Annotated in this window: 19 protein-coding genes; 16 read left to right on the forward strand and 3 right to left on the reverse strand. The window is 69.8% G+C overall.

Annotation, left to right across the window (positions count from 1 at the left end):
- Positions 1-9 precede the first annotated feature (9 nt).
- The 3 genes from DPM12_RS12800 to DPM12_RS12810 are packed head-to-tail and all read left to right on the forward strand — an operon-like array spanning position 10 to position 2992.
- Positions 10-1239: a vWA domain-containing protein gene (locus tag DPM12_RS12800; RefSeq protein WP_112258723.1), complete on the forward strand. Its 1230-nt coding sequence runs from the start codon at positions 10-12 to the stop codon at positions 1237-1239.
- Complete coding sequence (locus DPM12_RS12805; RefSeq protein WP_112258724.1) at positions 1224-2357, forward strand: XdhC family protein; 1134 nt, start codon at positions 1224-1226, stop codon at positions 2355-2357. Before DPM12_RS12800 ends, DPM12_RS12805 begins: the two co-directional genes overlap by 16 nt.
- Positions 2354-2992, forward strand: a complete 639-nt coding sequence (locus DPM12_RS12810) for a nucleotidyltransferase family protein (protein WP_211658932.1) — start codon at positions 2354-2356, stop codon at positions 2990-2992. The genes DPM12_RS12805 and DPM12_RS12810 overlap by 4 nt, the downstream gene beginning before the upstream one ends.
- 47 nt (positions 2993-3039) lie before the next feature.
- On the opposite strand, the gene DPM12_RS12815 is transcribed toward DPM12_RS12810, so the two are convergent.
- The 3 genes from DPM12_RS12815 to DPM12_RS12825 are packed head-to-tail and all read right to left on the reverse strand — an operon-like array spanning position 3040 to position 6987.
- A complete protein-coding gene (locus DPM12_RS12815) occupies positions 3040-4452 on the reverse strand; it encodes a YlbE family protein (RefSeq protein ID WP_112258725.1) in 1413 nt (470 codons plus the stop codon).
- Positions 4449-5954, reverse strand: coding sequence for an AllF/FdrA family protein (locus tag DPM12_RS12820; protein WP_112258726.1), 1506 nt, complete (start codon positions 5952-5954; stop codon positions 4449-4451). Before DPM12_RS12820 ends, DPM12_RS12815 begins: the two co-directional genes overlap by 4 nt.
- A 10-nt stretch (positions 5955-5964) precedes the next feature.
- Complete coding sequence (locus DPM12_RS12825; RefSeq protein WP_112258727.1) at positions 5965-6987, reverse strand: oxamate carbamoyltransferase subunit AllH family protein; 1023 nt, start codon at positions 6985-6987, stop codon at positions 5965-5967.
- 84 nt (positions 6988-7071) lie between these two features.
- On the opposite strand from DPM12_RS12825, the gene DPM12_RS12830 reads away from it, so the two are divergent.
- From DPM12_RS12830 to DPM12_RS12890, 13 genes are all read left to right on the forward strand, one after another.
- On the forward strand, positions 7072-8787 hold the full coding sequence (locus DPM12_RS12830) for a PucR family transcriptional regulator (RefSeq protein ID WP_211658933.1): 1716 nt from the start codon (positions 7072-7074) through the stop codon (positions 8785-8787).
- Between the two features lie 253 nt (positions 8788-9040).
- Positions 9041-9949, forward strand: coding sequence for an FAD binding domain-containing protein (locus DPM12_RS12835; RefSeq protein WP_112258729.1), 909 nt, complete (start codon positions 9041-9043; stop codon positions 9947-9949).
- Complete coding sequence (locus tag DPM12_RS12840; RefSeq protein WP_112258730.1) at positions 9946-10488, forward strand: (2Fe-2S)-binding protein; 543 nt, start codon at positions 9946-9948, stop codon at positions 10486-10488. Before DPM12_RS12835 ends, DPM12_RS12840 begins: the two co-directional genes overlap by 4 nt.
- Positions 10485-12896, forward strand: a complete 2412-nt coding sequence (cutA, locus tag DPM12_RS12845) for an aerobic carbon-monoxide dehydrogenase large subunit (protein ID WP_112258731.1) — start codon at positions 10485-10487, stop codon at positions 12894-12896. The genes DPM12_RS12840 and cutA overlap by 4 nt, the downstream gene beginning before the upstream one ends.
- A complete protein-coding gene (locus tag DPM12_RS12850; protein WP_112258732.1) occupies positions 12896-13627 on the forward strand; it encodes an SRPBCC family protein in 732 nt (243 codons plus the stop codon). The genes cutA and DPM12_RS12850 overlap by 1 nt, the downstream gene beginning before the upstream one ends.
- Positions 13624-14955, forward strand: a complete 1332-nt coding sequence (locus DPM12_RS12855) for an amidase (protein WP_112258733.1) — start codon at positions 13624-13626, stop codon at positions 14953-14955. Before DPM12_RS12850 ends, DPM12_RS12855 begins: the two co-directional genes overlap by 4 nt.
- A gap of 33 nt (positions 14956-14988) precedes the next feature.
- A complete protein-coding gene (locus DPM12_RS12860; protein WP_112258734.1) occupies positions 14989-16221 on the forward strand; it encodes an amidohydrolase family protein in 1233 nt (410 codons plus the stop codon).
- A 157-nt stretch (positions 16222-16378) separates the two neighbouring features.
- Positions 16379-17755 (forward strand): ATP-binding protein, encoded by a 1377-nt coding sequence (locus tag DPM12_RS12865; RefSeq protein ID WP_158542881.1) that lies wholly within the window; start codon positions 16379-16381, stop codon positions 17753-17755.
- 167 nt (positions 17756-17922) lie between these two features.
- Positions 17923-18648 (forward strand): response regulator transcription factor, encoded by a 726-nt coding sequence (locus DPM12_RS12870; RefSeq protein WP_112258798.1) that lies wholly within the window; start codon positions 17923-17925, stop codon positions 18646-18648.
- The gene (locus DPM12_RS12875) at positions 18645-19607 is read left to right on the forward strand and encodes a sensor histidine kinase (protein ID WP_112258736.1); all 963 of its coding nucleotides are present in this window, start codon (positions 18645-18647) and stop codon (positions 19605-19607) included. Before DPM12_RS12870 ends, DPM12_RS12875 begins: the two co-directional genes overlap by 4 nt.
- 121 nt (positions 19608-19728) lie before the next feature.
- Positions 19729-21036 (forward strand): vWA domain-containing protein, encoded by a 1308-nt coding sequence (locus tag DPM12_RS12880; RefSeq protein WP_112258737.1) that lies wholly within the window; start codon positions 19729-19731, stop codon positions 21034-21036.
- A gap of 219 nt (positions 21037-21255) precedes the next feature.
- Positions 21256-23361, forward strand: coding sequence for a hydantoinase/oxoprolinase family protein (locus DPM12_RS12885; protein WP_112258738.1), 2106 nt, complete (start codon positions 21256-21258; stop codon positions 23359-23361).
- 47 nt (positions 23362-23408) lie between these two features.
- On the forward strand, positions 23409-25262 hold the full coding sequence (locus DPM12_RS12890) for a hydantoinase B/oxoprolinase family protein (RefSeq protein ID WP_112258799.1): 1854 nt from the start codon (positions 23409-23411) through the stop codon (positions 25260-25262).
- Positions 25263-25269 lie beyond the last annotated feature (7 nt).

A 25269-nucleotide genomic window follows, 5' to 3' on the forward strand; every position in this document is an offset into this window, starting at 1 on the left:
TGATGCGAGATGGATACCGCGTCGGGCACGAGCGACCCCGTGTCGGGCACCAGCGACCCCGTATCGGGCACCAGCGACCCCGTATCGGGCACCAGTGACGCCGTCGATGGCGTTGTGGACTTCGTGCACCGCCTGCGCGACGCCGGTGCCGCCGTGCCTCCCACCCGCGTGCACGCGATGGTGCAGGCCATGGGCGAGCTGGGCGGTGACTCGCTGGACGCGGTGTACTGGTCCGGGCGTTTCACACTGTGTGCCTCCCCGGAAGACATCGAGCGCTACGATCGCGTCTTCGCGGCGTACTTTCGTGGCCAGCGGGCGCCGGCCCGGATGCGTGCGCCGGCCGAGCCGACGTACCGGCTGGTGGCGGTTCCGGCCGATCCGCCGGACGGCGCCGGGTCGGACACCGAGGAGCCGCCACCACAGACGCTGGCCACGGCGAGCCGGATGGAGATCTTACGGCACCGCGACGTCGCCGGCCTGGGCACGGCGGAACGCGACGAGGTGCACCGGCTCATCGGCGCGCTGGCTCCGGCGGCACCGGAACGTCTCACCCGCCGGCTGCGCCGGTCGGCGTCCGGGCCGGTGGACCCGCAACGCACCATCCGGGCGATCCTGCGCCACGGCGGCGAGCCGGTCGAGCTGCGGCACCATCGCCGCAGCCGCCGGCATCGGCGCCTCGTGTTCCTCATCGACGTCAGCGGGTCCATGGCGCCGTACGCGGACACGTTCCTGCGGTTTGCGCACGCCGCGTGCCGGGCGCGTCCGGACACGGAAGTGTTCACGATGGGCACCCGGCTGACCCGGGTCACCCGGGAGCTGCGCCAGCGCGAGCCGGGAGCGGCCCTGGGGGCGGCCTCGGCGGCAATACCGGACTGGAGCGGTGGAACTCGCCTGGGTGGCGAGACGAAGGAGTTCCTCGATCGCTGGGGGCAGCGGGGCACGGCCCGGGGAGCGGTGGTGGTCGTGGCCAGCGACGGCTGGGAGCGAGGCGATCCGGGGCTGCTCGGGGCGCAGATGAAGCGGCTGCGCCGGCTGGCCCGCCGCGTGGTGTGGGTGAACCCGCACCGGGGACGCCCGGGCTACGTCCCGCGCACCGGGGGCATGCAGGCGGTCCTCCCGTACGTCGATCATCTGGTCGCGGGGCACTCGCTGGCGGCAATGGAGGATCTCGCAGGCTTGCTCGCCGCGGGAGCCCGGGCGAGCTCGGATGAGGTGGTGAGTCGATGCGTGACGTCATGACAGACCTCGTTGCGGCCGTCGGGGAGGGCCGCCGGGTGGGCCTGGTGACCGTGGTCGGGACGTTCAGCTCGGCGCCCCGCCCGCCGGGCGCGTCGATGGCGGTGATCGACACCGGTGAGGCCGTGGGCAGCGTCTCCGGCGGGTGCATCGAAGGTGCGGTCTACGAGCTGGCCCGCGAGGTGATCGACGGCCGTGCGCCGACGATGCAGCGTTACGGCGTGAGCGACGACGACGCGTTCGCCGTCGGGCTGACCTGTGGCGGCACCATCGACGTGTTCGTCGAACCGGTGGATGCCGAGGTGTTTCCCGAGCTCACCGAGCTGGCCGAGAGTATCGCCGCGGCAGAGCCGGTGGCCGTCGCGACAGTAGTCTCCGGTCCCGGAGCTATCGGGTCGCATCTGGTGGTGTGGCCGGACCGGGTGGCGGGCAGCCTCGGCGGGCAGCGGCTCGACGACGCCGTCGCCGACGACGCGCGCGGAATGCTCGACCAGGGCCGTACGGGGACACGGCGGTACGGCGCGGACGGCGAGCGGCGCAAGGACGAGCTGGAGGTGTTCGTGCAGTCCTTTGCCCCGCCACCGCGGATGCTGGTGTTCGGCGCGATCGACTTCGCGGCCGCGGTGGTGCGGATGGGCAAGTTTCTCGGGTACCACGTGACCGTGTGTGATGCCCGGCCGGTGTTCGCCACCGAGCGCCGCTTTCCCGAGGCCGACGAGGTGGTGGTGAGCTGGCCGCATGACTATCTGGACGGTGTGGAGGTCGATGCGCGCACGGTGATCTGCGTGCTCACCCACGATCCCAAGTTCGACGTCCCGCTGCTGGAGAGCGCCCTGCGCACCCCGGCCGCCTACATCGGGGTGATGGGCTCGCGGCGGACCCACGCCGACCGGTTGGAGCGGCTGCGCGAGCGTGGCGTGAGCGAGGCGGATCTGGAGCGCATGTTCTCGCCGGTGGGCCTCGACATCGGGGCGCGCACTCCGGAGGAGACCGCGGTCTCGATCGCGGCCGAGATCATCGCCACGCGGTGGGGCGGCACCGGGCGTTCGCTGCGCGACCTGTCCGGGCCGATTCACCACGATCGGCTGGCCGAGTCCGAGCCTGCCGGAGACGGGCCGTGATCGCCGCGGCGGCCGGCCTGGTTCTCGCGGCGGGGGAGGGCCGTCGCTTCGGCCAGCCCAAGGCGGTGGTCGAGGTCGAGGGCGAGCGGCTGGTGGACCGGGCCGTGCGATTGCTGGCCGATGGTGGCTGCCATCCGGTGATCGTGGTCGATGGTGCGGTGCGGCTGGAGGCGATGGAGTCCGCGGTGTCGGCGCCGTCGGCGCCGTCGGCGGAGCCGACGCAGCCTAGCCGGAGGCTGGACGTTCCAACCGTGCGCGTCGTGCACAACCCCCGATGGCCGGACGGCATGGGAACGTCTCTGCACGTCGGCCTGGACGCACTACGCGGTGCGGATGTCGGCGCCGTCGTGGTGGCCCTGGTCGATCAGCCCTGGCTGAGCCCGGAGGCGGTACGCCGGTTGCGCGCCGCGCGGGACGGGGGCGCGTTCGTCGCGGTGCCCATCTATGGTGGCCAGCGGGGAAACCCCGTGTTGCTGGGCCGGGAGGTGTGGGACGACGTGCTCGAGCTCGCCAAGGGCGACGTGGGAGCGCGCGCGTACATGAAGGCCCATCCCGAACTCGTCACGGCGGTCCCGTGCGACGGGATCGGCAGCCCCGACGACATCGACTACCCAGACGACCTCACTTTCCGATGATCATGAACACTCACCCCTCAAATTCGAGGGGTGAGTGTTCATGATCATCAGGAGGGGAGGGGAGACTGGGCGGCGAGCGCGGACAGGGCGGACGTGAAGCACTCGACCGGTGGCTTGACCAGCCCGGCCCCCACTTGCCCGGTGCCCGCCACCTTGCCGGCCATACCGGTGTTGATTTGCGGCAGGATCCCCGTTCGCACTACCCGGGTGACATCGATGCCGGTGGGCGCGCCGCGGAACTCCAGGATGGGGTACGCATAGGCGGGATTCTCGCCGAGCGTGATCTCGTACATCAGCTGCGAGGTGTATAGGGCGTCGGGAACGGTGCCACCGACGAAGCGCACGATGGCCGGCGCCGATGCCATGGCGAACCCGCCGATGCCCATGGTCTCGCAGATGGTCGAATCCCCGATGTCGGGATTGGCGTCATCGGGCCCGAACGAGCCGAGGAACAGCCCATCGGGCGTGTTCGCCGGTCCGGTGAACCACTGCCCGCCGGTGCCCGAGACCTGGATCCCGAAGTCGGTGCCGTTGCGGGCCATGACGGTGACCACGGAGGAACCCGCGATGCCGGACGCGGCGGCACTTTGCAGCTTGCCGGCGGGCATCACCAGGTTGAGGAAGAAGTGGTCGTTGCCACCGATGAACCGGGCCACCTCGGACACGCGCGAGCTGGGGGCGCCGCTGTCGATCAGATCGGGCATGAGCTCGCGCAAGAACATGAGCGTGCCCGCCCGGTTACGGTTGTGCCCCTCGTCACCCATCTGCACCATCTGCGAGATGATGCCCTTGATGTCGATGCTGCCCCGCTGGCGCACGGCCGTCTGCAGCACCGGGCCGAGTACCTCGCCCATCCAGCGCAGGCGGTCGATGACCTCGGGCGCGTAGGCGCCGTAGCGCAAGACCTTGCCCAGACCCTCGTTGAGCGTGCACCACGACGTCTGGCCGTGGGTCTCGTCGCGCAGTTCGAACATCCACATCGACGGCGAGACGAGCCCGGCCATGGGGCCGACGCCGCCGCGATCGTGGCAGGGCTGCAGGGCGATGCCGTCTCCCGCGGCGAGCTTGGCCTCGGCGTCGTCGGGCGTGTCAGCCAGCCCTTCGAACAGCATGGCGCCGATCAGCGCGCCGCGCATCGGCCCGGAGGCGCGGTACCAGCTCAGTGGCGGCCCGGCGTGCAGGAACTCGCCCGGCTGCAGGCCGAGCACCTCGCGGGCCGGGCGCACGTCGACCAGCTCGGCGCTGGCCGCCAGCATGCGTTCGATGGCCCGCGCGTTCGCCGCAGCGCGCCGCTCGTCTCCCATGACCCGCGCCAGGTCCTCGTCGGTTCCGTCAAGCGGCGGGCGCCACTCGACCCGGTGGGTCGCCACGGCCTGCGCGGCGAGGGCGTCGTCGAACAGCTCGACGCCGGCGGTGACGACGGACGGTTCGGTGCTGATCAGATCGTGCAGGGTGCTCATGGCTGTCCTCCCGCGAGCTCGACGGCCGCGCGCGCGGCGGCGGCATTGGACAGGTAGACCGACGCGCCGGCCTCGGCGAGTCTCGAACCCTGCCCGTTCAGGTCCTGCGGATCGTCGCTGGTACCGGTGAGCGACACGACGACGTCGAGCTGCCGGCCGTCCGCGCGGGCCCGGTTCCGGGCGTCGATGATGGCCGGTGCGAGCTCGCTGGCCGGGTCGGGATGGGCGGCGTGCCCGAGGATCACGTCGAGGAGGATCACCCCACATGCGGGGTCGGCAGCCTCCACGACCATCCGCTCGGCCCGCAGCGAGCCGTCGATCATCGGATGCGGCCGGCCCCGGGTGAGCTCGTCGTCGCCGAAGTCGATCATCGCGTGCCCGTCGAGGCGGCCGGTGTGCAGGTCGCCGTCGATGGCCCACTCGGGACGCAGCGGGATGTTCGACCTGATCGGGCCCAGCGCCGAGCTGGCGATCACCATGGCTTCGTCGCAGAGCGTGCCGCCGGCGAACAGGCCGCGGAGGTAGCCGCCGGTTCCCGTCTCCGGTGCCGATGGCGTCCACGAGCCGGGCTCGGTCCACTCCGCCCCGGCGGCCTCCACGACGGACCGGGCAGCCATCGTGAGATCTGGCTGGTCTTCACCCATCAGCGCGAACAGGACGGGCTTGCCGAGCGCGTCGGCGTGGGCGCGGACCCGCTTGGCGACCTCGGGGTCCGGTGGCTTGCTCACCACGGCGATGACCTCGGTGGTGTCGTCGGCCGCGAGCATGTCGAGTGCCGTGATGGTGGAGATGCCCCCGACGGCATCGCTGAGATCGCGCCCGCCGACGCCGAGGCAGTGGCTGATTCCGACCCCGGCCGCGTCGACCAGGCTCATGACGTGCTGGGCACCGGTACCGGAGGCCGCGACCAGCCCGACGGGGCCAGGGCGCACGACGTTGGCGAAGCCGAATCCCACGCCCCCGATGACGGCCGTGCCGCAGTCGGGACCCATGACGAGCAGGTCCCGCTGGCTCGCGAGCTGCTTGAGCCGGATCTCCTGCTCCAGCGGGACGTTGTCGGAGAACACGATGACCGGCAGCTCGTGGTCCAGCGCATCCACGGCGTCGACGAAGGCGGAGGTGCCCGGGGTGGACACGAACGCGACGGTGGGCGGAGTTCCGCTCGCGTTGCGCGCGGCCGTCCCGATGGTGTGCGCGGCGGGGCCGTTCCCGGAACTCACCGCCGCGGGCCGCGCGCGTTCGGTCAGTGCGGCGTCGACCCGCGCCTGCGCCCGGCTCAGCGCGTCGTCGTCGGCGGCGTCGAGCGCGACCAGCAGATCGTTGGGACCGGCGGACTCGGGTGCGTGGAATCCCATTCCGGCCAGCAGGTCCAGGTTGAGCTCGGTGGCCATCGCGACGAGCGCGGCGTTGACACCGGGCTCGTCGTTGACGGTTCGGCTCACCTGCATGAGAGTCACGGAATCGTGATACGCGCCAGGCCGGACGTCGAGATGTCGGGTCATGTATACCTCGTCAGGAACTCCGATGCGGGAACAGGGGATCGAGGGCGCACAACGCCCCGGTGTAGAGCGCTGCGCCCGAGGTGTGCCCGACGGCGAGCAGCCGCCGGTGCGCCGCGGCTATGTCGCCGCCGGGCGAGTCGAGGGCCGTGAGCAGCGCCGTGAACTGCGGGACGCACTGCCCGCGGGCCGCGTACGCGAGCAGCCCGGCGGAGACGGCGGAGGTTCGGGAATGCGGATGAGCGGCGGCGACGGCGCTGGCCAGCTGGTCGGCGGTGACCCGGCGCGGATCGTCACGCCGGGCCACCGTGGCCTTTTCGAGGGCGCGCATCGTGACCAGGGCGCCCGCCAGGATGTCGTCGCCGGCGGGAGTGAGCCCGGGCCCGAGACCGAGCAGCGCGTCGACGGCGCGATCCAGGGACTGATCATGGCCGTCGTGCTCGCGTGCCGGTTCGCCGCCGGCCGTCCCGTCGTCGGTGGATGGCGTGTCTCCACCGCGCAGGGCGTGCGCGAGGAGGTGAGCGCCCGCGAGGACCGGTGAATCGAGGGAGGATCGGGGACACGGGGGAGCGTGCGTCACGCAGCGCCGGGGGTCGGAGATGGCAGGGGAGCGCGCGGGCCACCACCGGGTGGGGGTGAGTACGAGATCGCGCAGGCGGACCCGCCCGCCGCCGACGGAGACGGGCGCGCCGACAGCCACGGACGGCAGCGCACCGGACGGTACGATGGAACACGGCAACCGGACGGCGTCGCGGGTGCCGAAGCACACCAGCTCGGGCTCCGCGCCGTCGATCAGCGCGGCGACCATGTGCCGGGTACTGGCGACGACGGTGCCGCTGCGGTGGGGACCCCGGAGGAGGAAACGCACGCCCGTGCTGGCGGCGGCCGGCAGCAGCCGATCGACCGCTGCCGGCCGTGGAGGGACAGCCCTCAGCGAGCGCCGGGCGGTGCCACGGGTGCTGTGAGCCACACCCGGTGCCGTGGAGGCCCCGGGCGCGACGGCCTTGGATGCGCCGATGGCCGTGGATGCCGGCACCGCCCACCTCCGTTTCGAGCGATTCGAACGATAGTGACTCGCTGAGACTGTTCCGAACGTATCTACAGCGCTACCGTCTACCGCATGGAAAAACTTGCCAACGATCGGGCGCTGGGTTCGCCGGAATTGACAGCGGGGGGTGGCATGTCGCGGCCGTCGTCCGCAGTTCCGGGCCTGACGGTGCGCAAGGCGATCGAGATGCCCGCCCTGCAAGGCGCCCGGCTGCTGGCGGGTGCTGGAGGGCTGGACGGGATCGTGCAGCGGGCCAACGTGATGGAGGTTCCGGACATCCTCCCGTGGGTGAAGCCGCACGAGCTGTTGCTGACCACGGGCTACCCGCTGCGCAACACTCCGCAAGGGCTGCCCGCTCTGGTCACCGATCTGGCGGGGCACGGCCTGGCGGCGCTGGGGGTGAAACTGCACCGCTACCTGGACTACCTGCCGGAGCAGATGATCGACGAGGCGGAGCGGCTCGATCTTCCACTGCTGCTCCTTCCCGACGCGGTCGGCTTCGACGACATCATCAACCAGGTGCTGACCGGGGTGCTCAACAGCCAGGCGGCCGTGCTCGAACGCTCGTGGGAGATCCATCACGCGCTGCTGTCCGTGGTTCTGGAGGGCGGCGGGCTGCACGAGGTCGCCGACAAGACGTCTACCGTGCTGGACGCCCCGATCTTCGTGACCACACCGGACGGGCGAGTGGTCGCCGAGGGCGGCGATCCGGACGATCTGGCCAGCTGGCGATCCAGCGCGTGCTTCGATGAGACCGGCCGGTTCCGGACCGAGTACGAACCGGGCGGCGTGCACGACCACTCCGAGGTTCCGGGTTCTCATGCCGTCGTCCCGGTCGTGGCCGGCAAGGTGGATCACGGGCGGATCGTGGCGTTCGTTTCGCACCGCGAGCTCGACGACAGTGACGTGAACGTCCTGGAGCGAGCCGCCACGGTGGCGGCACTGGCGGTGACCAAGCAGCTCGCCATCACCGCGGTCGAGGGCAAGTACCGGGGTGATTTCCTGCGGGACGTGCTGGCCGGGCGGGCCGGCGGCCGCGACCATGTCGTGGCGCACTGCGAGCTGCTCGGGTGGGACATCGATCGCGAGCTCGTGGTCGTGGTGGCCGAGCTGGACCCCGAAGAGGGCACCGAGCCGGGCCCGGACCTCGAACTGCGCCCGGTGCAGGAGCGTTTCAGCACGGCGTGGCAGACCGTCGTCGCCCGGCACGATCGCCAGGCGCCGGTCGTGGGTTTCGCGCAGGAGGTGGTGGCGTTGCTGCCGGTACCACCGGGCGGCGACGTCAGCGAGCTGGTGCACGACGTGGTGCGCCAGGTCTCCGGCGACGGCGGCGGTGGCCGGCGCCAGTTCTCCACCGGGGTCAGCCGCGCCGTCAACGACCCGGAGCGGTTCCCGGGCGCGTACGAGCAGGCACGCCGGGCGGTCCACGTGGGCCGCCAGGTGAACGGGTTCGGGTCGGTGGCCTATTTCGACTCGCTGCGCTCGTTCCGTCTCATCAGCCTGGTTCAAGACCGCGACGAGCTGCGCGGGTTCGTGCGCGAGACGCTGCACGAGCTGGCGGTCGAGGACGATCCGGAGATGGCCGACCTGCGGCACACGCTCAAGGTGTTGCTCGACACGAACCTCAACGTCGCCGAGGCTGCGCGCACCCTGCACTTTCACTACAACACGCTGCGCTACCGGATCGGCAAGCTGGAACGGATCCTGGGACCGTTCACCACCGACCCGGAGTTGCGTCTCGACCTGGCCCTGGCGTTGAAGGTCTTGCAGATGCGGGGGTTGCGATGAGGGAAAGCCCGATGACGGGGAGTTCGGGACCCGTGCTCGTCGCCAGGCACATCGCCACGCAGGACAGAGATTGCCGACGTCGAAGGCGTCCCGTCGGCAGATCGTGCCCATGCGGCGCCACGTCCGCATGCATAGTTTGCCTGCATCAGAAATGTCAGGGTGTGCGTTGGCGTGGCGATTCCGGTCGCCACGCCACCGACCACCACACTGGCCGATACGTGAACCAACCCACGTTCCGGAAGAGGACGACACCGTGAAGCCATCGGGGTTCACCTACCACCGCCCGCAGACGGTGGACGAGGCGCTCGACGTGCTCGGCCGGGTCGGCCCCGAGGGCAAGGTCCTGGCCGGTGGGCAGAGCCTGGTTCCGATGATGAACATGCGCTTGGCCGCCCCCGCCGAATTGATCGACATCAACCGGTTGACGGCGCTCGACTACGTACAGGTGGAAGGCGACGGCGCGGGAGCGGCGGTCCGGGTGGGAGCCACCGCCCGGCACACCACCGTGGAACGCGACACGGCGGCGTTCACCGTCCTGCCGCTGCTGCGCCAGGCGTTGAGCCACGTGGCCCACTCGACGATCCGCAACCAGGGCACCACCGTGGGCAGCCTCGTCCACGCCGATCCGGCGGGGGAGATGACCGCGGTACTCGCGCTCCTGGACGGCTCGGTCGAGGTGCGCAGTGCACACGGGGCCCGGTGCGTCAGCGCCAGCGACTTCTTCGTCGGCCCCCTGGAATCCTGCCTCGAACCGGACGAGCTCGCGACCTCGGCGGTCTTTCCCGTGCCCGAAGGCCGCAGCGGTTCCGCCTGGCTGGAAGTGGCCCGCCGGCACGGCGATTACGCGGTGTGCGGTGTCGGCGCCGTGCTGCGCCTCGACGGCGACGCGCGGGTCGTGGCCGCCCGTACCGGCTACATCTCGGTGGACGCCACGCCCGTCGTCCTCGATCTGGGTGAGGTCATCGGCCGGGTACCGTACGACACCGCCGACTGGGACGCCGCCGGGCGCTACGCGGCAGCCCAGTTGCAGCCCGAGGGCGACATCCACGCGAGCGCGGCATACCGTCGCCAGCTGGCCGGCGTGCTGACCAGCCGGGCGCTGAGCGCGGCTGCCCGCCACGCCCTCGCCCGCCACGACATCATGACGGAGGTCCCGCAGTGAGCGACACGTCTGCAGCAGAGCCACGGCACGAGGTGAACCTCGTGGTCAACGGCGTGCCGCGGTCGGCAACCGTGCCGGCGCGCCGCTTGCTGTCGGATTTCCTGCGCCATGACCTCGGCCTCACCGGAACGCACACGGGTTGCGAGCACGGCGTGTGCGGGGCGTGCACGGTGCTGGTCACCGGGGCCGGGCGGTCGGACGATGAAGGGGTGAGCGGGCGTCCGATCCGCTCCTGCTTGCAATTCGCGGTCATGTACGACGGCGCGGAGATCACCACGGTGGAAGGATGCACCCGACCGGACGGTGAACTCGGCCCGGTGCAGCAAGCCTTTCAGGACTGTCACGGATTGCAATGCGGCTTCTGCACCCCCGGGTTCGTCACCACCATCACCGCGTATCTGGAGGAGAACCCGTCGCCGAGCGAGGAGGAGGCCCGCGAGGCGATCTCGGGGAACCTGTGCCGCTGCACGGGGTACCAGAACATCGTGGCGTCGGTGTTGCGCGCTGCCGAGCTGAAGAGCGAGGAGGTGGGCGGGTGACCACCCGGAGCTTGGGGGAGCCGGTCGCCCGGCGGGAGGATCCGAGGCTGCTGTCCGGCCAGGGTCGCTACGTCGACGACATCGGCACGGGGGCGCTGGAGGTCGCGTTCGTCCGCAGCCCGCATGCGCACGCGCGGATCGTCGACATCGATGTCACCGGCGCGCTCGACGTCGACGGGATCGTGGCAATCTACACCCACGAAGATCTGCCCGGCCGGGTCGGAGAACCGCTGCCGCTGCTCATCCCGCACGACGCGCTCACGCATGGGCGCACGCCGTACCCGCTGGCCAAAGACGAGGTCAACCACGTCGGCGAACCGATCGTGATGGTCGTGGCCACCGACCGGTACGTCGCCGAGGACGCGTGCGATCGCATCCAGGTGGAGTTCGACTTCCTGCCGCCGGTCGTCGGGATCGAGGTGGCTCGCGACGCCGAGCACCTGGTCCACGACGATGTTCCCGGCAACGTCGCCGCCCGCCTGGTGCAAGAATCCGGGGATGCGCGCGCGGCCGTGGCCCAGGCGCCACACGTGCTGGAACTGGATCTGGAGATCGAGCGCAGCGCGTCCATGCCGATGGAGGGCAAGGCCGTCTTCGCGCGGTGGGACGCCGACGACACCAGCTTGCGGGTCTACACCTCCACCCAGGCATCTACGTCGGTGCGCGCCGCCGTCGCCGCCAAGCTGGAGTTGCCCGCCGACCGTGTCGAGGTCGTCGCCCCGGATGTCGGAGGCGGGTTCGGTGTGAAGATCGTGCACCCGTGGCCCGAGGAGATCCTGGTGCCGTGGGCGGCGGTGACGCTCGGCCGGGAAGTCAAGTGGACCGAGGATCGCCGCGAGCACTTCGTCTCCAGCGCGCACGAGCGGGGCCAGCTGCAACACGTCAAGGTCGGGTTCGACAGCGAGGGCCGGCTGCACGGGCTCGACGTCACCATCTGGCACGACAACGGCGCGTACACGCCCTACGGGATCATCGTGCCGATCATCACCACCACGCAGCTGCTCGGGCCGTACAAGCCGGGCGCGTACCGGGCGGAGTGCTTCAGCCTCTACACCAACACGGTGATCGTGACGCCGTACCGCGGTGCGGGCCGCCCGCAGGGGTGCTTCGCGATGGAACGGACGATGGACGCCATCGCCGACCATCTCGGTCTCGACCGCGCGGTGGTGCGCGAACGCAACTTCATCCGGCCGGACGAGATGCCCTACGACCACGGGCTCGTCTTTCAGGACGGCCGTCCGCTCATCTACGACTCCGGCGATTACCCGGCCAGCCTGGACAAGCTGAAGAAGCTCATCGGCTGGGACGAGTTCGACGACTACCGCGCGGCGGCGCGGGCCGAGGGCCGCCAGGTAGGTATCGGCATGGCCTGCTACGTCGAGGGGACCGGTGTCGGGCCGTACGAGGGCGGGTTCGTCAAGGTGGAGACCGACGGGAGCGTCGTCGTCGCCACCGGGCTGACCACCCAGGGCCAGGGCCACCAGACGGCGTTCGCGCAGATCGTCGCGGACGAGCTGGGCGTGCCGGTGGAAAAGGTGACGGTGACCACCGGAGACACCCGCCGATTCAAGTACGCCGTCGGTACCTTCGCGTCACGGGCCGCCGTGATGAGTGGTAACGCGGTCGCGCTGGCCGCACGCAACGTCCGCGAGAAGGCACTGCGAATCGCCGGGGAAGCGCTGGAGGCCGACCCGCGCGACCTGGAGATCGTCGACGGCATCGTGCAGGTCAAGGGGACGCCGGGCGCCACGGTGCCGCTGTCCACCGTCGCCGTGCTGTCCAACCCGCTGCGCTACGCCTTCGACGAGGAAACCCAGCGCGCCACCCAGTTCGCCACACCCGGAGATCCGGAGAAGCCCCCGGTGGCCGAGGACGACGAGCCCGGGCTGGAAGGCACCGACTACTACTCGCCGGCCCGGTCCACGTTCGCGAACGGTATGCACGCCGCGATCGTCGAGATCGACCCGGACACCGCGGAGATATCGATCCTGCGCTATTGCGTGGTGCACGATTGCGGCACCCTGATCAACCCGCGGATCGTCGAAGGCCAGATCCACGGCGGTGTCGCCCAGGGTGTGGCCGGAGCGCTGTACGAGCGCATGGTGTACGACGACGCCGGGCAGCTGCTCAACGCGTCGTTCATGGACTTCCTGATGCCCTACGCGACGGAGGTGCCGCGCATCGAGGCCGATCACCTGGAGACGCCATCGCCGCTCAACCCGCTGGGTATCAAGGGTGCCGGCGAGGCCGGGGTGATTCCGGGTGCCTCCGTGCTCGCATCGGCGATCGAGGACGCCGAAGGCTTCCGGATTTCGCGGATGCCGATCTCTCCGTCCGAACTGTACGAACTACGTCAACGGCACGAACGACGCGAGCAGAACACGACGAACACGAAGGACTCCCGCTAATGAAGGTCACCGGTTCCGCTGCCTTGCATGCTCCACGCGATCAGGTGTGGCAGGCGCTCAACGACCCGGCCGTGCTGGTGCGCACCATCCCCGGGTGCCAGCGCCTCGAAGAGACCGGCCCGGACGCGTACCGCATGACGGTGTACGCGGGAGTCGGATCGGTGAAGGGCACCTACGCCGGGAACGTGCAGCTGACCGACCAGGAGGAGCCGTCGTCGTTCGTCTTGAAGGCCCAGGGTTCGGGCGCGCCAGGCACGGTGAGCGCGGATGTGAAGGTGACGCTCAGCGAGAACGGTGACGGCGTGACGACGCTCGACTACGACGCGGACGCCATCGTCGGCGGGATGATCGGCGGCGTGGGACAGCGGATGCTGACCGGCGTGGCGAAGAAGACCGCCGGAGAGTTCTTCTCCGCCGTGGATGACGTCCTCACCGGTAGGGCCGCCACAGGGGCCGGTGCCGGCACGTCGGGGGCCGAGGGGGCCGGTCCTGCGGCTCCGGCTGACCAGGCCGTTCCGGCCGCGTCCGGCGTGCCGGGTATGCCGGCCGGCGCCGCGTCGTCGGCGGGGAGCCGCCCGGGCGTGTACGAGGCGCCGGCCACGCCCGCGTCGCAGGGCACTGGCCTGGCGGGTGTGCTCGGAGGCGATTTCGGGCGCGGCGTGCTGGCGGGTGCGGTGATCGCGCTGGCTGGCGTCGTCGTGGGCGGCTGGGCTGCCGGGCGACGGCGATGAGCGCCGACCTTCCGGGCCGTACCCTGGCCGAGCTGATCGGGTTGCTGCGGGCGGGCACGGTGAGCGCGTCCGAGCTGGCGTCCGCGTGTCTGGATGCCGTCGCGGCCCGCGAGGACGACCTACGGGCATGGGCACACCTCGACCCGGACGCGGCGATGGCCCGGGCGCGGGAACTGGACGCCGTGCCCGCCGGAGAGCGGGGTCCGCTGCACGGTATCCCGGTAGGGATCAAGGACATCATCGACACCGCCGATCTTCCGACGGAGTACGGCTCACCTATCTACGCCGGGCACCATCCCGCCGAGGACGCCGACGTCGTGGCGCGGTTGCGCAGGGCGGGTGCGATCATCCTCGGCAAGACGGTGACCACCGAGTTCGCCCTCTTCCATCCCGGTGCCACGACGAACCCGCACGATCCGGCGCGCACGCCGGGCGGCTCGTCGAGCGGGTCGGCGGCGGCCGTGGGCGCCGGGACCGTACCCCTGGCGCTCGGAACCCAGACCGCCGGCTCCATCGTGCGCCCCGCGTCGTACTGCGGCGTCGTCGGGGTCAAGCCGACCTTCGGGCGGGTGTCCACGCGGGGAGTCAAGGCGTGCAGCCGTTCCCTGGATACTATCGGGACGTTCACCCGCGACGTCGACGGTGCGGACGCCGTGCTGCGCGTTCTCGGCGGTGTCGACGCGAACGATCCCGAACCTGCTGCGGGGGCGCTCGCGGCTGGTCGTGCGCTGCGCGTGGGTTTCGCGCGCACGCCCGAGTGGCACGAGGTGCCCGCGGACTCGCGGGGCAGGATCGAGCAGGCGGTACAGAAGGTCGCGGCTGGGTTCGGCGTGCGCGACGTCGAACTGCCGGAAGCATTCTCCGGGCTCGTCGAGGCGCAGAAGTGTCTCATGCTCGTCGAGGTCACTCGGGAACTGGCGGACGAGCGGGCACACCATGGCGATCAGCTCAGCACCCGGTTGCAGGATGTGCTGGCCCACGGCGACCGCATGACCTGGGCCTACGAAGCGGCGAAAGCGCACGTGCGGCACTGCCGTGGCCTGCTCGACGACGTGTTCGGTGACGTCGACGTGCTCCTGGCCCCGAGCGTGCTGGGAGAGGCGCCACCGATCGACGAGGGCACGGGCGATCCGGTGCTGTGCCGGGCGTGGACCGCGCTGGGCACGCCGGCCGTGGCCGTCCCAGGTCTCACCGGTCCGGCCGGACTCCCGCTGGGTGTTCAGGTCGTCGCTGCTCCCGGCCGTGACGATCTCGCGCTCGAGGGTGCGCGGCAGCTCGGCCGTTCCCTTCGTGATCGTGAACACTTGTCGTCTCATGTGGCTCGTTAGTGTTCATGATCATTGGTTGTGAGGGGCCGGCCCGTGACCGACCAGTTTGACCTCGTGATCGCCGACGCCACGCTGCGCGATCGGCCGGGGCGGCACAGCATCGGCATCAGCGACGGGCGGATCGCGGCGATCGAAGACCACCCGCTGCGCGGTACGGACGAGGTTGACGCGGCGGGGAACCTGGTCACCGAGTCGTTCGTCAACGCGCATCTGCACCTGTGCAAGGTGTACACGCTCGACCGCGTCGGCGATGCCGCACTCGACGCCTACACCGGTGGCTCGATGGGCGCGGCGATGACGTCGATCGAGCTCGCCTCCACGGTTAAGGACCAGTACGACGAGACATGGATCGAGCCGAATGCCCGGCGGGCCGTGGTCGAAGCGGTTCGCCACGGCGTGCGGCACGTACTCGCGTTTGCCGATGTCGACACCAGGGCACGGCTGCACGGCGTGAAGCCGCTGCTGCGCCTGCGCGATGAGTTCCGCGGAGTCGTCGACCTCCAGGTGGTGGCGTTCCCGCAGGACGGTCTGGTGCGCGATCCGGGCGCGGAGGATCTGGTGCGCGAGGCCGTGGAGCTCGGCGCCGACGTCGTGGGTGGTATTCCCTGGATCGAGTTCGGCGACGACGGCGCCCGCGAGCACGTGCGCCGGATGTGTGCCCTTGCCGCGGAGCACCGGCGCAGGGTGGCGATGCTGGTTGACGACGCCGGAGATCCCGCGCTGCGCACGACGGAGATGCTGGCCACGGAGATGATCCGGCAGGACCTGATCGGACGCGGTATCGCCAACCACGCCCGGGCCGTCGGGACGTATGCTGAGCCGTCAGTGCGCCGGCTGGCCGGGTTGGCGCGGCGGGCGGGCTTGACGTTCGTCAGCGACCCGCACACCGGCCCGGTGCGGCTGCCGGTGTTCCTGATGGACGGGCTGGGCGTGCCGGTGGCGCTGGGCCAGGACGACATCGAGGACGCCTACTACCCGTTCGGCCGCAACAGCATGCTCGAAGTGGCGTTTCTCGCCGCGCATGCGCTGGAGGCGGTGTCGGCTGCCGGCATGGCCCGCGTGTACGACATGGTGACCACCAGGGCAGCGGACGTGATGGGGATCGCCGGGCATCGCCTGGAGGTGGGCGGTGCGGCGGACCTCGTCGTCGTGCAGGGCGGCTCGGTACGTGAGGCGTTGTCACGGCACAGCGCCCCTCCTTATGTCTTCGCCGGTGGCCGCGTCGTCGCGGAGAACGCCAGCACGTCGACGTTCCACCTCGCCTGACCCGTGCCCAGCCCGGCGCCCAGCCCGCGCCCGACCCCGTGATCATGAACACTAACCCGTCGTAGACGGGGGGTTAGTGTTCATGATCACGGGGTCGGGGGGAGAGGTAGGGTACAAATTGGTTGTAGTACAAACAGTTCGTACTACGATGAGTTGCATGGAAGTGATCGGACGTGAGCGTGAGCTCAGCCGGCTTGCGTCGGCATGGCAGAACGCGGAAACCGGTAGGCCCGAACTAGCGGTGGTGTGGGGCCGGAGGCGAGTGGGCAAGACGTACCTGTTGTCACATTTCGCCGGGTCTCGCAGGTCCGTGTACTTCACGGCCACGCGTCAGGACACCGAAGAGCGCCAGCTTGAACGATTCACGGAGCGGCTGCGTGAGCAGCTCGGTGAATCCGTGACCGATGAGATGACCGGACCGTTTCCGACGTGGGAGGCCGCGCTGCGCTTCGTTGCCCGGCTCGCCCGGCACGAACCGCTGCTCGTGGTGATCGATGAGGCGCCTCGTCTGAGCTCGACCGCTGGCGATTTCGGCGACGTTGTGTCTGCCGTGTGGGAGAACCATGTCCGGGACCAGAAACTCATGTTGGTGTTGTCCGGCTCGGCCGTCGCCGTTATCGAAGAGATGCTGGGCCCGCGCGGGGGCATGCACCGCCGTCCGACAGTGGAACTGCGGATGGATCCGTTCTCGTTTCGAGAAGCTGTGGCCTTTCTACCGGAACTTGACGGGGAGGACTTCCTCCAGGCGTACGCGGCGTGTGGTGGCTATCCGCTGCATCTGCGCCGGTGGTCGCCGGAGTCGAGTGTCGTCGAGAATCTGACGGAGCTGGCGTTCACTCCCGGAGGGCTGCTGCTCGGTGATGGCCCTGACATCTTGAGTGAGGACTTGGACTGGCGTGGGGGATATGAGCGCGTCCTGGCCGCGATGGGGCGTGGCGCTCGTCGTCGTTCACGTATCGCTGGCCGCGCCCAGCAGCGGATCGACTACACGCTCGACCGGCTTCGAAGGGCTGGATACGTGCGTCGGGTACGTCCCATCGGCGCCGAGGCAGGAGACGACCCGCAGTACGAGATCGGGGACGATTATCTGGCCTTCTGGTTCTCGGTCCTACGTGATGATCTTGATCTCATCGAAGGTGGCCAGGGCGATGCCGTGCGACGCCGCGCCGACGGCCGTTGGCAGACCCATGTGGCTCGGGTTCTGGAGTCCGCTGCACGCGCACACGCGCGAAGCATGGTGGACAAGGGGGAGCTTCCGGGCGACACGGTAGTTGGACGGTGGTGGCGAGACGAGACGGCCGAAGTGGATGTGGCCGCGATTGCGCCGGATGGCAGCCCCGTCCTGGTGGGTGAGTGTAAGTGGAGCTCGAAGCCCATCTCGGTTCGAGAACTCTCCGAGCTACGTCGAAAGGCGGCTCTCATCGGTGGCTCTGCGGAACCGATCTACGCCTTCTGGTCCCGTGGTGGCGCCGCGCAACTGGCTGCGGACTATCCGGACGTGTGGAGCTTTACCTGCGACGATCTCCTGCCGTGATCCGACGTTTGCGCCTCACCTGACCCGTACCCAGCCCGGCGCCCAGCCCGTGCCCCACGGGGTCGGGCACGGGGGCTGGGGTTCCTTCCGGACCACCTGCTTGGCGGGTTAGCCTCAACCACACGATAACGATCACACGGCCGTGCGAGCCCGTGGAGGTGGTGGCGGTGGACGAGGGTCGACGACGCCCGGTGGTCGTGCTGGCCGACGACGAGGAGGCGATCACCGCGAACCTGGCGCCGTACCTGGAGCGGTCCGGGTTCGCCGTGCACGTGGCGCAGGACGGAGCTGCGGCGTTGCAGGCCGTCGACGACGTCGGCCCCGACTTGTGCGTGCTGGACGTGCTGATGCCGCAGCTCGACGGACGTGAGGTGCTGCGCCGGCTCCGCGCGAACGATCACCACATGCCGGTGGTGTTGCTTACCCAGGTGGGTGAGGCCAGCGAGCGGGCCATGGCGCTGGAGGAGGGCGCCGACGACTACCTGAACAAGCCGTTCGATCCGCACGAGCTGGTGGCGCGTATCCGCGCGGTGTTGCGGCGAGCCCGGCCTGACGGGCGGCCGCTGTCCACGTCGGAGCGGTTGCGCAGCGGCCGGCTCCACGTCGACCGCACCGCCCATCGGGCGTGGCTGAACGACCGCGAGCTCACGCTCACGCCGAAGGCGATGACGCTGCTCGACTACCTGCTCACGCATCCGGACGAGCTGCTGACGCGGGAGCGCCTCCTCGAGGTGTTGTGGGGATTCGCCACCCCGGTGGGCACGCGGGCGGTGGACAACCGGGTGGCCGAGCTGCGCCGGGCACTCGGTGACGATCCGGCGAGCCCGACCTGGATCGAAACCGTGTCCGGATTGGGCTACCGGTTCTGCGGGCAGGTGGAGAGTGCCTCATGAGTAGCCTGGAACCAGCACAGCGGCCACGCATCCGAGCTTCGACGGCCGTTCTCGTGGCTGCCCCGGCGCTCGTGGGGGTCGCGGCGGCCATCGTCCTTCTCGTCGCCGTCCCACATCTCGACCTCGGTATCTGGATCACGCTGTGGGGTGCCGCACTGGCCGCGGGCTTGCTGGTCACGGCGGTGATGCTGGTGCGGCTGGCTGTCCAATCCAGGATCGCGCGGGCGTATCGTGCGGGCTTCGACGAGGCGCACCGTGTGGCCTCCGAGGGGCATCACCAGTTCCTCCTCCGGCTCGACCACGAGCTCAAGAATCCCGTCACCGCCATCCAGGCAGGTCTGGCGAATCTGGCTGGCCTGGTAGACGGCACCCGGGATTCCGGCGCGTCGGCAGCCTTCGACAGCCTGTCGATCCAGACCCAGCGGGTGGCCGATCTCGTCGCGGATCTGCGCAAGCTGGCGGAGTTGGAAACCCGGCCGATCGAGCAGGATCCGGTCGATCTCGCCGAGGTGCTGGCCGAGGTCCGCGACGCCGCACTTGAGCTCACCGGCGACGACGAACGGACCATCGCCCTGACCTTGCCACAGGCCCCCTGGCCACTCGCATCGGTGCCGGGGGATCGGGACCTGTTGTTTCTCGCCTTCTACAACCTGCTGGCGAATGCCCTGAAGTTCACCGACGACGCTGACACGATCGAGATACGTGCCCACGACGACGGTTCCCACGTGGCCGTCGAAGTGGCCGATACCGGCATCGGGATCCCGGACGACGAGGTCGACGACGTGTGGAATGAGCTGGCGCGTGGCCGGGCGGCCCGCGGCACGGCCGGCATGGGGTTGGGCCTGTCCATGGTTCGCGTGGTCGTCACCCGGCACGGCGGCACGGTGTCGGTACGCAGCCGGGAAGGGCACGGCACCGTCATGTCGGTACGCCTGCCGGCCGCTGTAGGTGCGGCGTGACGGCCGTGTCGCCGGACCGGGACGCCATGTCGCAGACCTGCGACACGACGCCGCTACTGGTGCGACATCCGGTTCGTAGCGTCAAAGGTGATCAGGTTGGCCAGGCCGAAAGGACGAAGCCATGAACACACCACGACGCACCAGACGGCTGCGGCTCGCAACCATGGCTGCGGCGTCCGCGATACTACTCGTCACCGGGTGCGATGCAGAGATCGCCGACCGGGATGCGCGGACCCAGCAGGTGTCGACCGACGGGAGCGATCCGCCCGGAACGCCGATCGAGGATGCGGACGCGCCCGAGCCGGGCGACGACGAGACGGACGACAACGAGCCGGAGGCGGACCAGACGGACCAGCCCGGGGATGCTGCGACGACGGATGCCGATGCCGGCGGCCCCGGCCAGGACGCCGCCTCCGACGACCCGGGCGATGTTCTGGACACGTCGCTCGTGCTGCTCCTGGACGCGTCCAAATCGATGAACGAACGCGACGTGGACGGCCAGACGCGGCTGGCGGCGGCCAAGGACGCGCTGTACGGGCTCGTCGACGAGCTTCCCGACGATGTACAGGTGGGGTTGCGCCTGTTCGGGCACACCTATGAGGGCGACGATACCGGCGAGGCGTGCGCGGACACGGAGCTGGTCCACCCGGTCGGGCCGCTGGATCGTTCCCAGCTGCGCGCGACGATCGACGAGTTCGAGGCGGTGGGGCACACCCCGATCGCGCGGTCGTTGTCGGAGGCGGTCGACGACCTGCCGGATGCGGGTCAACGCACGATCGTCCTGGTCTCCGACGGCGAGGAGACGTGCGCACCGCCGCCGCCGTGTGAGGTCGCGCAGGAGATCGCCGATCGCGGGATAGATCTGGCGGTGCACACCGTGGGGTTCGCGCTCGGTGACAATGACGACGCGCGTTCGGAGCTGTCCTGTGTCGCCGACGCCACGGATGGCACGTACCGCGATGCCGGTGACGCGGCCGAGCTCGCGGAAACCGTGAACGAGGCCGCCGACGAGGCGGGACCCCAGGTGCTTGAGGGGGCACCGTTCCCCGATCAGGCGAACACCGGGCAAGTGAGCGTGACGTACACGGATACGGTCGGCGGCGACGAGCGGAACTACTACAGGTTCGACACGGAACCGGACATGCAGATCGCGCCGCACTTTCGCAGGGAAGCGGCAGATCCGGATGATCCTCAATGCTATCTACGGACCAGGCTGACCATGGAGGAGGGCGACCGTTCCGCATACGTCTATGACACCGGTAGAGGCAAGGAATCCGTGAACCTCGACTACTTGGAGCACATCGACAACCCCTGGACGACGTCCGGAGACTCGCTGCTTCTGCGGATCGACACCGAGCCGCGGGGGAGCACGTCGGACTGCGACGAGGTCGAATTCGAGATCATGTTCCGCATGGTGGTTTGGGACTGACCGCCAGCTCCGAGTTCAGCTCCCACGGCTTCGTGGACGGGTCACGGGCAGGACGCGTCATGGCGACCGTTCTGCCCGTGGCATGCGCTCGCCGTGACGACCGTTTCTTCACGCACGGACCACGGAAACCTTGGCAGGAGTTGCCGACGCGTCTGGCAACTTCTGCCCGGTTGAATCGCGAGTGAGAGCGCCACGGACAGGCACGAGGAGGGAGCCCGCATGCCGTCCAGGATCCGCGTGGGGATCGACACCGGGGGGACGTTCACCGACGTCGTCGCCGTGGACGAGGACACTGGCTGGCAGGTGACGACGAAGACCCCGTCCACCCCGTCCGATCCTGCCGACGGCTTCATGGCGGGCATCCAGAAGGTGCTGACCACGCTTGATGCCGGGACGGGGGCGATCTCCGCCGTCAGCCACGGCACCACCGTCGCCACGAACAAGCTGCTCGAAGGCAAGGTGGACGACCTCGGGTTCATCACCACGGAGGGCTACGAGCACATGCTCGAGATCGCCCGGCAGTCGGTGCCGGACGGTTACGGCAACAGCTACTTCTGGGTCAAGCCGCCGCGGATCGTCCCGGCTGATCGGGTGCGCACCGTCGGCGGGCGGCTCGCGCACGACGGCACGCAGATCCGGCCGTTCGACGAGGATGCCGCGATCGCCGCCGCCCGGTTCTTCCGCGATCACGGCATCACCACCATTGGCGTGAGTTTCCTGCATTCGTATGCCAACCCCGAGCACGAGCTGCGCATGCGCGATGTCCTGGCCCGGGAGCACCCCGAGGCGACGGTGTCGATCTCCTCCGATGTGCTGCGCGAGTACCGCGAGTACGAGCGCAGTGTCACGACGCTGGTGGACGCCGCGGTCAAACCGAGTATCCGCCGCTACGTGGGAAACATCCGCCGGCGGCTCGACGAGCTCGTCACCGACGGCACGAGCCTGCCCTTCTACGTCATGAAGTCCAACGGCGGCGTGCTGTCTGCCGAGGAGGTGGCCGACCAGCCGATCTCCACCGTACTGTCCGGGCCGGCCGCCGGTGCCCTGGGCGCCGCCGTCGTCGGTCGGGCCGCGGGCCACGACAGCGTGCTCACGCTCGACGGGGGCGGCACGTCGACGGACGTTACCGTCGTGGTCGACGGCCATCCGGCGCTGACCACCGAAGGCACGGTCGGTGCGTATCCGAGCAAGATCCCCATGATCGACGTCGTCACTGTCGGCGCCGGTGGTGGATCGATCGCATGGATCAGCCCCGAGGGCACGCTCAAGGTCGGCCCGCACTCGGCCGGCGCCGATCCTGGCCCCATCTGTTACGGCAGCGGAGGCACCGATCCCACGATCACCGACGCGCATGTCGTGCTGGGCCGGATCCCGCCGCACCTGCTCGGGGGCGAGATCCCGCTGGATGTCGATGCCGCCCGGGACGGGATCGGTGGCCTGGCCGAGCGTCTCAACCTCGACCTGGAGCCGTGCGCGGCGGGCGTGCTGGAGATCTCGGCGTGGAACCAGGCGAACGCGCTGCGCCAGATTACGGTGCAGCGCGGTCTCGACGTGCGCGACTTCACGCTGGTCAGCTTCGGCGGGTCGGGTTCGTTACTGGCTTGCCGTCTCGCCGACATCCTCGGCCTGGGTGGCGTGCTGGTCCCGCCCAATCCGGGCAACCTCTCCGCCTACGGCCTGCTCACCGTGGACGTGCGCAACGACTACGTGCGCACGGCCGTTTCTCGCCACGACGCGCTGGATCTCGCCGAGACCGCGAAGATCCTGGACGGTTTGCAGTCCGAGGCCGAGACGGCCCTGCACCGTGAGGGATTCGGGCCCGCCGAGCGCCGGTTCGTGCGCACGGCCGATCTGCGCTACTTCGGCCAGGCGTTCGAGGTGCGGGTGGAGATTCCCGACGGGCCGTTGACGCCCGAGCTGGCTGACGCCGTCGCGGAGGCGTTCCACGCCGAGCACCGCAAGCTCTACGGCTACGACTTCCGCGGTGATCGCCAGCAAGAAGTCGAGTGGGTGAACGTGCGGGTCACCGGCATCGGGCCGATCAGAAAGCCCGAGATGGTGGAACTCGACCCCGGTACGGGCGCCGAGCCGAGCGGACATCGCCCGGTGTACTTCGAAGACTGGATCGACGCCCTGGTCTACGACCGGGCCCGGCTGGGCGCCGGCGACGTCGTGCTCGGCCCGGCCATCATCGAGGAGTTCGGCTCGACCGTTCCCGTGCATCCGGGTTTCCGGGTCGAGGTCGACCGCTTCGGCAACCTCGTGATCACGCGCGATCCGCAGGAAACAGGCGACAGGAACGAGACACGGGAGGTGGCGAGGTGACGGGCAGGCCGTACCGGCTCACCGAGGGCGTCGACGTCGACCCCGTCATGGTGGAGATCGTCGAGGGCTACCTCGCGTCGGTGGAGAAGGAGGTGGAAACCGCGATCGGGCGCACCTCGCGCTCGCCGATGATCCGCGACGCGCACGACTATCGGGCCGGGATCCACGACCGCCACCTGCGCAAGCTCACCGGGCGTTCGTACTCGGCGCTGGTGCACCCGGTGGCGCGCGATTACCCGATCGAGACGATGCGGCCCGGCGACGTCTTCTTCCACAACGACGTCTACCTCTCCGAAGGCGGCATCGGGCACCTTCCCGATCTGTGCGTGACCGCCCCGGTCTTCCACGACTCCGGTAACGGCCCCGAGGTGGTCGCGTTCGTGCAGGCGTTCGGCCACCATGACGACATCGGCGGCGCCGTGCCGGGGTCGATGCCCTCGCACGCCACCAGCGTGTTCGAAGAGGGCCTGATGGTGCCGCCGATCAAGCTGTGGGATCAGGGCGTGCCGAACGAGGCTGCACTGAAGATCATGACGCGGAACTCGCGGACGCCGGAGTCGCTCGCCGCCGACCTCGATGCCGAGTGCGCCGCCTGCCTCATGGGTGCCCGGCGGATGGCCGAGCTGTTCGAGCGGTATGGCAAGGACACCGTGGAGGCGAGTTTCGACGCGGTCCTGGACCAGACGACGCGTACATTCCAGCGCGAGGTCCTGTCGAAGATCCCGGCGGGCACGTACGTGTGGGAGGACTACGCCGAGCACGACGGCGTGGACGAACCGAAACTGCACACCCAGCGGATCACGCTGACCAAGGTCGACCACGACGAGTCCGTCGGCGGGCCGAAGCTGACCATCGACTTCACCGGTACCGGGCCGCAGGCCAAGGGGCCGATCAACCACTGTGGTGATTACGCCGACGGCGTGTTCCTCAAGAAATGGCTCGCCCCGATCCTGCGCAATCTCGCGGACAGCCCGGAGCGCATGGCCGAGCTCGACGTCAACGAGGGCATCGTGCCGCTGATCGACATGCGCTTCCCGCCGAAGGGAACGCTGCTCACCCCGATCTTCCCGGCTCCGACCAACGCGCGCACGTTCGTCATCCTGCGGCTGCTTGGCGTGCTGGCCGGCACGATCGCCAAGGCCGTCGACGGCCACATGCCCGCCGATCAGGAGACCATCCGCTACACCGGCGTCTACGGCGAGGACGCCGACGGGCGCCCGTACCTCATGCGCGAGGTGCTGGGCGGTGGCTCGGGCGGGCGCTACTACGCCGACGGCGAGGACACCATTCACGTCGTTCCCGACTCGCGCAACCTGCCCACGGAGTTCAGCGAGTCGCGGTTCCCGTTCGTCGTCGAGCGCCTGGGTCTCGCCCTCGACTCCGGAGGCCCCGGCCGCTACCGGGGTGGGCTCGGATACGAGAAGCACATCCGGATGCTGCGCGACGCGCACTTCATGTCGATTGCCGACCGCTCGATCCTGTCGTGCTGGGGCGTCAAGGGCGGCGGTGCCGGGCGTCCGTTTCAGGTCACCATCGACCCCGGCGGACCCAACGAACGCGGCGTCGACGCGCTGGCCGACGCCGAACCCGTCGTCGCGGGTGAGGTGATCCGGATTCGCACCACCGGCGGCGGGGGCTGGGGAGACCCGCTGGAGCGGCCCGTCGACGAGGTGCTGCGCGACATCCGCTGGCGCAAGGTGTCGATCCACGGTGCTCGTGCCGACTACGGCGTCGTGGTGCACGGAACCGCCGACGATCCGAAGGCCGACGAGGCCGCGACCGGCGAGCTGCGCATGCGCATGCGGGCACAGCGCGATAGCGACGATCCGTTCTTCGACCGGGGGCCGGGGTATGCCCAGCTGTCCGGCGGGGCAGCGGCCGCACCGGTCGACTGGCCCTGAGGGCGGC

It is taken from the genome of Phytoactinopolyspora halophila (genome assembly GCF_003287285.1).
GTDB lineage: Bacteria > Actinomycetota > Actinomycetes > Jiangellales > Jiangellaceae > Phytoactinopolyspora_A > Phytoactinopolyspora_A halophila.

What these genes read in the sequence shown, in the direction of transcription:
- DPM12_RS12800 (WP_112258723.1), top strand. Translation starts at nt 10, where the DNA reads ATGGATACCGCGTCGGGCACGAGCGACCCCGTGTCGGGCACCAGCGAC.
- DPM12_RS12805 (WP_112258724.1), top strand. Translation starts at nt 1,224, where the DNA reads ATGCGTGACGTCATGACAGACCTCGTTGCGGCCGTCGGGGAGGGCCGC.
- DPM12_RS12815 (WP_112258725.1), bottom strand. Translation starts at nt 4,452, where the DNA reads ATGAGCACCCTGCACGATCTGATCAGCACCGAACCGTCCGTCGTCACC.
- DPM12_RS12820 (WP_112258726.1), bottom strand. Translation starts at nt 5,954, where the DNA reads ATGACCCGACATCTCGACGTCCGGCCTGGCGCGTATCACGATTCCGTG.
- DPM12_RS12830 (WP_211658933.1), top strand. Translation starts at nt 7,072, where the DNA reads ATGGAAAAACTTGCCAACGATCGGGCGCTGGGTTCGCCGGAATTGACA.
- DPM12_RS12850 (WP_112258732.1), top strand. Translation starts at nt 12,896, where the DNA reads ATGAAGGTCACCGGTTCCGCTGCCTTGCATGCTCCACGCGATCAGGTG.
- DPM12_RS12855 (WP_112258733.1), top strand. Translation starts at nt 13,624, where the DNA reads ATGAGCGCCGACCTTCCGGGCCGTACCCTGGCCGAGCTGATCGGGTTG.
- DPM12_RS12865 (WP_158542881.1), top strand. Translation starts at nt 16,379, where the DNA reads ATGGAAGTGATCGGACGTGAGCGTGAGCTCAGCCGGCTTGCGTCGGCA.
- DPM12_RS12875 (WP_112258736.1), top strand. Translation starts at nt 18,645, where the DNA reads ATGAGTAGCCTGGAACCAGCACAGCGGCCACGCATCCGAGCTTCGACG.
- DPM12_RS12880 (WP_112258737.1), top strand. Translation starts at nt 19,729, where the DNA reads ATGAACACACCACGACGCACCAGACGGCTGCGGCTCGCAACCATGGCT.
- DPM12_RS12885 (WP_112258738.1), top strand. Translation starts at nt 21,256, where the DNA reads ATGCCGTCCAGGATCCGCGTGGGGATCGACACCGGGGGGACGTTCACC.
- DPM12_RS12890 (WP_112258799.1), top strand. Translation starts at nt 23,409, where the DNA reads ATGGTGGAGATCGTCGAGGGCTACCTCGCGTCGGTGGAGAAGGAGGTG.